The 8,576-nt window shown below is 65.6% G+C and carries 9 protein-coding genes and 1 pseudogene; 7 read left to right on the forward strand and 3 right to left on the reverse strand.

Going from position 1 to position 8,576, the window contains the following annotated elements; translation table 11 throughout:
• Nucleotides 1–216 (forward strand): annotated as a pseudogene (locus ACTIAO_RS16055) (GTP pyrophosphokinase family protein); the annotation flags it as partial.
• A gap of 91 nt (nucleotides 217–307) precedes the next feature.
• Here ACTIAO_RS16055 and ACTIAO_RS16060 read toward each other — a convergent pair.
• A complete protein-coding gene (locus ACTIAO_RS16060) occupies nucleotides 308–661 on the reverse strand; it encodes an ArsR/SmtB family transcription factor (protein WP_441907160.1) in 354 nt (117 codons plus the stop codon).
• An 83-nt stretch (nucleotides 662–744) separates the two neighbouring features.
• On the opposite strand from ACTIAO_RS16060, the gene arsB reads away from it, so the two are divergent.
• The gene (gene arsB / locus ACTIAO_RS16065) at nucleotides 745–1,848 is read left to right on the forward strand and encodes an ACR3 family arsenite efflux transporter (RefSeq protein WP_441907161.1); all 1,104 of its coding nucleotides are present in this window, start codon (nucleotides 745–747) and stop codon (nucleotides 1,846–1,848) included.
• Entirely contained in the window at nucleotides 1,845–2,240 is a 396-nt protein-coding gene (locus ACTIAO_RS16070) for an arsenate reductase ArsC (protein ID WP_441907162.1), read from the forward strand. Before arsB ends, ACTIAO_RS16070 begins: the two co-directional genes overlap by 4 nt.
• 24 nt (nucleotides 2,241–2,264) lie before the next feature.
• Here the strand turns inward: ACTIAO_RS16070 and ACTIAO_RS16075 are convergent, their stop codons facing one another.
• Together ACTIAO_RS16075 and ACTIAO_RS16080 are read right to left on the reverse strand one after the other, a co-directional pair.
• The gene (locus ACTIAO_RS16075; RefSeq protein ID WP_441907163.1) at nucleotides 2,265–3,479 is read right to left on the reverse strand and encodes an amidohydrolase; all 1,215 of its coding nucleotides are present in this window, start codon (nucleotides 3,477–3,479) and stop codon (nucleotides 2,265–2,267) included.
• Nucleotides 3,480–3,494: 15 nt separating this feature from the next.
• Nucleotides 3,495–4,145, reverse strand: a complete 651-nt coding sequence (locus tag ACTIAO_RS16080) for a TetR/AcrR family transcriptional regulator (RefSeq protein ID WP_441907164.1) — start codon at nucleotides 4,143–4,145, stop codon at nucleotides 3,495–3,497.
• A 154-nt stretch (nucleotides 4,146–4,299) separates the two neighbouring features.
• On the opposite strand from ACTIAO_RS16080, the gene ACTIAO_RS16085 reads away from it, so the two are divergent.
• From ACTIAO_RS16085 to ACTIAO_RS16100, 4 genes are all read left to right on the forward strand, one after another.
• Nucleotides 4,300–5,967: an ABC transporter substrate-binding protein gene (locus ACTIAO_RS16085; RefSeq protein ID WP_441907165.1), complete on the forward strand. Its 1,668-nt coding sequence runs from the start codon at nucleotides 4,300–4,302 to the stop codon at nucleotides 5,965–5,967.
• Nucleotides 5,968–6,054: 87 nt separating this feature from the next.
• Complete coding sequence (locus tag ACTIAO_RS16090; protein ID WP_441907166.1) at nucleotides 6,055–6,879, forward strand: ABC transporter ATP-binding protein; 825 nt, start codon at nucleotides 6,055–6,057, stop codon at nucleotides 6,877–6,879.
• Nucleotides 6,876–7,691, forward strand: a complete 816-nt coding sequence (locus tag ACTIAO_RS16095; protein ID WP_441907167.1) for an ABC transporter ATP-binding protein — start codon at nucleotides 6,876–6,878, stop codon at nucleotides 7,689–7,691. Before ACTIAO_RS16090 ends, ACTIAO_RS16095 begins: the two co-directional genes overlap by 4 nt.
• The coding region (locus tag ACTIAO_RS16100; protein WP_441907168.1) for an ABC transporter permease at nucleotides 7,688–8,576 on the forward strand (889 nt) is incomplete at its 3' end. The genes ACTIAO_RS16095 and ACTIAO_RS16100, both read left to right, overlap by 4 nt.

Genomic DNA, 8,576 nt, shown 5'->3' on the forward strand with positions numbered 1-8,576 from the left:
CGCACGATCGCGATGGACTTCTGGGCGAGCCTCGAGCACAAGATCTATTACAAGTTCTCCAACCAGGTTCCGGCCCATCTCGTCGAGAGTCTGACGGATGCCGCCGAGGCCGCCTCCGAGCTCGACAGCCGCATGGAGCGGCTGCACCACGAGGCGCACGGGGTGCCCCAGCGTCAGCTCGACCCGCCCCCGCCGCCTCGCGTCGTCGAGGTGTAGCGCCGGGTCGTCGTCGCACAACTCCGGAGGTTTTTCGCAGATCGCCGTCGCTGCGTCTGGTTCTGAGCAGATTCGGGCAGTTTCTCCGGAGTTATGCGCGGCCGACGACGCGGCGGAGGGCATCGGCGGCGGCGTCGAGTGCGCCGTCACTCAATGCGAAGTACGCCCACTTCCCGCGCTGCTCGCGCGTCACCAGCCCGGCTTCGGCGAGAAGCTTCATGTGATGGGACACCGTGCCCTGCGAGAGCCCGACGGGCTCGGTGAGATCGCAGATGCATGCCTCGCCGTCCTCACCGCGGGAGATGAGGGACAGGAGCATCACTCGCGTCGGGTCACCGATCGCTTTGAACACACGGGCGACTTTCTCGGCGTCCTCGAGCGTCAGTGACGATGTCACTCGGGGGACGCCGCACGCGTTCTGTTCGATCGTCACGGGCAGGCTCACACCGGTAGTCTTACACGTATTGACATTCTTCGATAGGTGCGCCATCGTCGTCATATTGAAGTTCTTCGATTCAAGGGGATGTGGTGACCACCGCAACGCACACCTCCCGCGCAGCCCCCGCTGCCGCGCGACGTCTGTCGACACTCGATCGCTGGCTGCCATTGTGGATCGGCCTGGCCATGGTCGTCGGGCTGCTCCTCGGTCGTTTCGTTCCTGTCCTCGCAGACCTGCTCATGCACCTGGGGGTCGGTGGCATCTCGATCCCGATCGCACTCGGGCTGCTGGTGATGATGTACCCGGTGCTCGCCAAGGTCCGCTACGACCGAGTCGCCGCGGTCACCGGTGACAAGAAGCTCCTCGTCTCCTCCCTGGTGCTGAACTGGCTCGTCGGCCCGGCGCTGATGTTCACCCTTGCCTGGGTGTTCCTGGCAGATCTGCCGGAGTACCGCACCGGACTGATCATCGTGGGGCTCGCGCGCTGCATCGCGATGGTCGTCATCTGGAACGACCTCGCCTGCGGAGACAGAGAAGCGGCAGCTGTCCTCGTCGCCATCAACTCGGTCTTCCAGGTCATCGCGTTCGCGTTCCTCGGCTGGTTCTACCTCACCGTGCTGCCAGCCTGGCTGGGGCTGGATACGCAGGGGCTAGAGATCTCCGTCGGGCAGATCGCGCTGAACGTGCTGATCTTCCTCGGCATCCCGTTGCTCGCTGGTTTCGCCTCTCGTTTCATTGGTGAGCGGCGGAAGGGACGCGAGTGGTACGAAGAGAAGTTCCTCCCGCGCGTGGGCCCGTGGGCGCTGTACGGACTGCTGTTCACGATCGTCCTGCTGTTCGCCCTGCAGGGGGAGCAGGTGACGTCGCGACCGTTTGATGTCGTGCGCATCGCGGTGCCGCTGCTCATCTACTTCGCCGTCATGTGGTTCGTCGGCATCCTCACCGGCAAGGTGCTGGGCCTCGGCTACGCACGATCATCGACGCTCGCGTTCACCGCGGCGGGCAACAACTTCGAGCTCGCGATCGCCGTCGCCATCGGGACGTTCGGTGCGGCATCCGGCCAGGCACTCGCCGGCGTCGTCGGCCCGCTTATCGAAGTTCCTGTCCTCGTCGGGCTCGTCTACGTGTCGTTGTGGCTTGCCCGTTCCTGGTTCCATACCGACCCGTTCGCCAGCGAAAGAGTGAAGCCATGACAACACCCTCTGTCCTGTTCGTCTGCGTGCACAACGCGGGGCGCTCTCAGATGGCCGCTGGTTTTCTGCGAGACATCGCCGGCGACCGCATCGAGGTCCGCTCCGCCGGATCGATGCCCGCCGAGCAGATCAACCCGACGGCGGTAGAGGCGATGGGCGAGCTCGGGATCGACATCACGGCGGAGCAGCCCAAGGTCCTCACCACGGATGCCGTCCAGGCATCCGACGTCGTCATCACGATGGGATGCGGCGATGCCTGCCCGATATTCCCCGGCAAGCGCTACGAGGACTGGGAACTCGATGACCCGGCAGGCCAGGGGCTCGATGCCGTGCGCCCGATCCGCGACGACATCCGCGCCCGCATCGAGAAGCTGGTCGGCGAGCTCGTCTGAACTCGTGCTCGGGAGCCGCCGCGCTCAGCCGAGGAACTCCCGCACGGCCGCCGTCATCGCGGTCACGCCGATCTCGATGCCCGGGTGGATCACCGGGGCGAACAGTGCGGAGTGCGTGGTCGGGATGACATCCGACACCGTGCCGTCCGCGACGGCCGCGGCGTAGGCATCCGCATCGATGACGCCCCAGAACCAGAACACCAGCGGGGCGCCACTGTCGCGCGCGAACCACGACACGTCCTCGCTGCCGGTGAAGAAACCCGGATCCATCACGGTGCCCTCGCCGAGCGCGCGGTCGATCGCCGCGGAGACGCGCGCCGTGGCATCCGGATCATTGATCGTCGGCGGCAGCCGGTGTTCGGTGCGGAATTCCGGCTCGCGTTCCGCTCCGGATGCCGCGGCCTCTGCGCGCACGATCCGCTCGACGCTGGCGAGGATCCGCTCGCGTGCTGCATCGTCGGGATAGCGCAGGCTGAGCTCGAGCGTCGCCTCGGACGAGATGATGTTGTTCTTCGTGCCGGCGTGGATCGCACCCACCGTGACGACACCGACGCCGCGTGGGTCGACCTCGCGCGACGCGATCGTCTGCAGCCGCATCACGGTGGCCGCAGCCATCACGACCGGATCGATCGTCGTGTGCGGCCGGGACCCGTGGCCGCCGCGACCGTGCAGGGTGACGGTGATGCCATCGGCGGCTGCCATTTGCGGGCCGGGCCGCATGCCGACCACTCCCGCGGGTAGCGGAGTGACGTGCTGACCGAGCACGATATCGGGCTTCGGATAACGGTCGAGGATGCCGGCGTCGAGCATCGCGCGCGAACCGGCGCCGTACTCTTCGGCGGGCTGGATCAGCACGACCAGGGTGCCTGACCACTCATCGCGCGCGGCGACGAGCCGTTCGACGGCGCCGATCATGGCGGTGACATGCATGTCGTGCCCGCAGGCATGCATGATCGGGACGGTGTTTCCGGCCGGGTCGATGCCTGTGGCTGTGCTCGCATAGGGCAGTCCGGTGGCCTCTTCGACCGGCAGGGCATCCATGTCGGCGCGGGCCCAGACGACCGGTCCGTCGCCGTTGCGCAGCAGTCCGACGACGCCGGTGACGCCGACGCCCTCTTCGATTTCGAGGCCCAGATCGCGCAGGTGCCCAGCGGCGATGCCGGCGGTGCGCGTCTCCTGGAATGACAATTCCGGATGCCGGTGCAGATCGGTGTACAGCGCCTCGAGGTCGATGGGCATGGGCTGACTCTAGCGTCAGCACTCGCGGGAATAGCTCGAAAGCTCCGGCCCCGGGTGCAGTACGCCGTTCACCATCGCGCGGATCGCGAACTCGGTCGACTCGCCCAGCTCGATGATCTCCGGATGCAGCAACCACTGCAGCTGCAGGCCGTCCATGACGGCGAGGATGGCGGCGGATGCTGCGGACACCGCGCTGCGGTCCGCAACGCCCTCCTCGGAGCATAGCTCGGTGAACGCCTCGGTGATCTCTCGGCGGAGCGTCGTGTATCTCTCCTCGAAGAAGTCTCGCGCAGGGTGGTCGTCGGTGATCGACTCGGCAGAGAGCACGGTATACGACTGAACGATGCCGGGCCTGTGGGCGTTGACGAATGCGGTGCGCACGAGGTGCAGGAAAAGCTCAGCTCCGCCCGGGATATGCTTCTCGTCGAGCTCGGCGACGTCGGCCTGGTCACGGTAGGCGAGTACCTCGAGCAGCAGGTTCTGCTTGGATCCGAAGTGGTGCAGGACTCCGGCGTGGGTCATGCCGACCTGTTCGGCGACATCGGCGAGTGTTCCGTTGGTGGAGCCCTTGTTGCCGAAGATCTCCACCGCGGCTTTGAGGATCTCGGTGCGCTTCTGAAGTGTCGCGGGACGCGTACGGGTCGAATTCTGCGGATCTGTGGACACGAGCATCCCCTTTCTCGTCGTGAGTGTAACGGTATGGCAACCAACACTTGCAAAGCTTACTGACTTGTAGGTAATCTCGCTCCAGATTACTTTCTCGTGAGTAAGCAAATAGTGATTCCCCCCTCACACAATGATCCGTGTCCTAGGAGAAGCAATGAAGCTCAGCAGATCTCTGATTGCCGTCAGCGCGATCGCCGCCCTCAGCGTCGGCGTGCTCGCCGGCTGCTCGTCGTCCGGAAGCACCAGCGACGGCGATGCTGCCACACCCGGCGCCGCCCTGACGATTGCCAAGCCCGATGGTGCGATCACGACCGAGTCCCACAACCCTTTCCTCGGCGACTCCGCCGCATCGAAGTACGGCTACGCCAAGGTCATCTTCGAGCCGCTCGCGCTCGTGAACCCGACCGGCGATCTCGGCACGACCCCGTGGCTGGGCGAGTCGGTCGAATGGAACGACGACTACACCGAGCTCACGGTCGTGCCGCGCAGCGGCGTCAAGTGGAGCGACGGCGAGGACTTCACCGCCGACGACATCGTCTTCACCTTCGATCAGTTCCTCAGCGGAAAGCTCACCGATGCGCAGGGCCTGAACTACGAGGGTGCGACGGTCGACGGCGACACGGTCACCTTGAAATTCGCCGATTCGAAGTTCACGGCGCAGGCGCGCGTGCTGCACACCCCGATCGTGCCGAAGCACATCTGGGAGAACATCGAGGACCCCAACACTGACCCGCTCACCGAAGATGGGCTCGCTGTCGGCACCGGCCCGTACGTGCTCGACAGCTGGACGACCGAGTCGGTCACCCTCAGCGCGAACGCGGACTACTGGGGCGGCGAGCTCGCCGTTCCCACGCTGAACTACGTCTCCTACGGCGACAACGCCGCACTCACCACGGCGCTGGCATCCGGCGAGGCTGACTGGGCCCAGGCCTTCCTTCCGCAGATCGAAGACAGCTACCTGTCGGTCGACCCCGACAACCAGTTCCTCGTCTCCCCGACGGCGGGCGCAGGCACACTGTTCATGAACCTGCAGACCAAGCCCTTCAATAACCCCGCGCTGCGCGAGGCGCTGGCGTGGACGATCGACCGCGATGCCTACGTCGACATCGCCCGCGAGGGTGCGAGTGAGGCCGTCTGGAACGTGACCGGTCTCGGCACGCTGCTCGCAGATGAGATCATCCCCGAATACCAGGACGAGAACTACTCGGTCGATGTCGATCGGGCCAAGGAGATCCTCACCGATGCGGGCTACAGCTGGGAGAGCGACAAGCTCATCGATCCCGACGGCGAAGCCGTCTCGTTCTCGATCACGGTCCCGTCCGGCTGGAGCGACTGGAACACCGAGCAGGCCCTCATCGCCGAAGAGCTCGACGATGCCCTCGGCATCGAGGTCAAGGTCGATCAGCCCGACTGGGGCGGCTGGGATGCATCGCTTCAGGAGGGCACCTTCCAGGCAACCATCCACTGGCTCGAAGACACTGGCAATGTGTACGGCCTGTACACCTCGACCATGGATCCGAAGTGGATCGTCGACGACAAAGCCTCGTACAACTTCGGCCGGTTCAACGAGCCGGCAGTCACCGAGGCGCTCGGCACCTATGCCAACGCCTCGTCCGATGAGGACCGTGCCGCGGCCTCGGAAGTGATGCAGAAGGCGTTCGCCGAGAACGTGCCGGCGATCCCGCTGGGGGCGCACCCACTGCTGGGCGAGTTCAACACCCGCAACTACGTCGGATGGCCCAGCGAAGACGACCAGTACGCGTCGGCCGACCCGACCCAGCCCGGCATCGTTCAGGTCCTCACGGAGCTGACGGCGAAGTAGCTCACATCGAGGAGGAGATCCGCCCCCGAGTCTGTCGACGGGGCGGATCTCCTCCCTCCTGAGTGCGCTCTGAAGAAAGCGACATCCATGCCAGACCCTCTGCTGTCCGTCCGCGACTTTTCGGTCGTGTACGACGTCGACCCACCGGTGCCGGCGGTCAAGAACGTCACGCTCGAGCTGGAGCGCGGCGAGATCCTCGGCCTCGCCGGAGAATCCGGATGCGGCAAGACCACTCTCGCCTACGGCATCCAGCGCCTGCTCAAGGCACCGGCCGTGATCACGAGCGGCTCCGTCGTCTTCCACGACCACGATGGCGACGACGTCGATGTGAACGCTTTGGATGCCGAGCGCATGCGCCGGTTCCGGTGGGACAAGATCTCGATGGTGTTCCAGGGCGCGATGAACGCGCTCAACCCGGTCGCCACGATCGGATCGCAGCTCGAGGACGTCTTCGAAGTGCACCGGCCCGGGATGAGTCGCCGCGAGCGACGGGATGCTGTCGCCGAACTGCTCGAGATCGTCAAGGTCGGTGCGCAGCGGTCCCGCTCGTTCCCGCACGAACTCTCCGGCGGCATGCGCCAGCGCGTGATGATCGCCATGGCGCTCGCCCTCCGGCCGCAGCTGATGGTCATGGATGAGCCGACGACCGCGCTGGACGTGCTCGTGCAGCGCGAGATCCTGCGTCAGATCTCGCAGCTGCGGCGCGAGTTCGGCTTCTCCGTTATCTTCATCACGCACGACCTGCCGCTGCTGCTGGAGATCAGCGACCGGATCGCGATCATGCGCGAGGGCGAGATCGTCGAACTCTCCACCGCCGAGCAGATCTGGCGCGATCCGCAGGACGAATACACGAAGACGCTGCTGTCGTCGTTCCCGCGCCTCACCGGCGAGAAGGGGGTGGTGGTGCGATGAGCACTCTCGAAGTCCGCCATGTCTCAAAGATCTACAACGTCCGCGGCGCCGGCCGACTCAAGGCGCTCGACGACGTGAACTTCACGCTCGAGTCCGGGCAGACGATCGGCCTCGTCGGTCAGTCCGGCAGCGGAAAATCGACGATCGCGAAGATCCTCACTCAGCTGGAGACCCCCACCTCCGGCGACGTTCTGCTCGACGGAAGGCCGATCCCGCGACGCGGGCGGGGACTTCGCAGGTATCGACAGCAGCTGCGGATGGTCTTCCAGGATCCGTTCGCTTCGCTAAACCCGTACCATTCGATCCGGTACCACCTCGCGCGTCCGCTCGAGCTCGACGCCGTGGTCCCCAAGGACGAGGTCGACGCCGAGGTGCGTCGTCTGCTCGAACGGGTGCGCCTGGAGCCGGATGCCGTGATCGATCGGCGTCCGCATGAGCTCTCCGGCGGGCAGCGTCAGCGCATCGCGATCGCACGAGCCCTGGCATCGCGCCCGAAGATCCTCGTCGCCGACGAACCGGTCTCGATGCTCGATGTCTCCATCCGTCTCGGGGTGCTGAATCTACTCGGCGATCTGCAGCGTGAAGAGGGGCTCGGTGTGCTCTACATCACGCATGACCTCGCCACGGCCCGGCATTTCAGCGACGAGATCATCGTGCTCAACCAGGGCCGCATCGTCGAGCACGGCACGGCGGATGACGTGATCCTGCGACCGCAGGATCCGTACACGCAGGAGCTGCGCGCAGCATCCCCCGATCCGGAACGCTTCTTCGCCGCCTCGAGCGGCACTGGTAGTGCAGGAGGCGCACGATGACCGCCGTCGAACCCCAGGCACCCGTCGTGGATGCCCTCGAAGTCGGCACGACCTCGACCCAGGTCGTCGCCGGCCATTCCCGGGTCCCGTGGCGCTTCCTCGGCGGGCGGGCGGCGTTCTACCTGTTCACGCTGTGGGCGGCTCTGACCATCAACTTCTTCCTGCCCCGCATGATGAAGGGCGATGCGGTCGCGCAGTATCTGGCACGCAACCGGAACGTCTCGCCCGAAGCCGCCGACGCGCTGCGGGCCCTCCTCGGCCTCGACACCGACAAGAGCCTCTGGCAGCAGTACCTCGACTACTGGGGTCTGCTGCTGCACGGCGACCTCGGCGTCTCGCTGCTGCACGGGCTTCGCCCCGTCACCGAGGTGATCGCACAGGCGCTGCCGTGGACGGTGGGACTCGTGGGGCTCGCCACCCTCATCTCGTTCGCCATCGGCACGATCGGCGGCGCCTTCATCGGCTGGCGTCGCGGCAGCAAGCTCGATGTCTTCATCCCGGTCACCACGTTCCTCAGCACGATCCCCTACTTCTGGTTGGGGCTGCTCGCGATCGCGGTGTTCTCGGTGAACCTCGGCTGGTTCCCGATCGGCAAGGCCTACGGCGTCGGCATCCAGCCCGGCTGGAATTTCGAGTTCATCGGACAGGTCATCCATCACGGCGCCCTGCCGTTGATGACGATCGTCATCGCCTCTCTCGGCGGATGGATGCTGGGGATGCGCAACATGATGCTCACCGTGCTCGACGAGGACTACATCACAGTCGCGCAGGCCAAGGGCATGCCGAACCGTCGTGTGCTGTGGGGCTATGCCGCTCGCAACGCCGTGCTCCCGCAGATCCAGAGCTTCGCGCTGTCGATCGGCTTCATCGTCGGCGGCACGATCG

Origin of the sequence: Microbacterium sp., from assembly GCF_052099035.1 — a bacterium.
GTDB lineage: Bacteria > Actinomycetota > Actinomycetes > Actinomycetales > Microbacteriaceae > Microbacterium.

Excerpts from the sequence above, each read along its gene's own strand:
- ACTIAO_RS16085 (WP_441907165.1), top strand. The coding sequence starts at position 4,300 with ATGAAGCTCAGCAGATCTCTGATTGCCGTCAGCGCGATCGCCGCCCTC.
- ACTIAO_RS16095 (WP_441907167.1), top strand. The coding sequence starts at position 6,876 with ATGAGCACTCTCGAAGTCCGCCATGTCTCAAAGATCTACAACGTCCGC.
- ACTIAO_RS16070 (WP_441907162.1), top strand. The coding sequence starts at position 1,845 with ATGACAACACCCTCTGTCCTGTTCGTCTGCGTGCACAACGCGGGGCGC.
- ACTIAO_RS16075 (WP_441907163.1), bottom strand. The coding sequence starts at position 3,479 with ATGCCCATCGACCTCGAGGCGCTGTACACCGATCTGCACCGGCATCCG.
- ACTIAO_RS16090 (WP_441907166.1), top strand. The coding sequence starts at position 6,055 with ATGCCAGACCCTCTGCTGTCCGTCCGCGACTTTTCGGTCGTGTACGAC.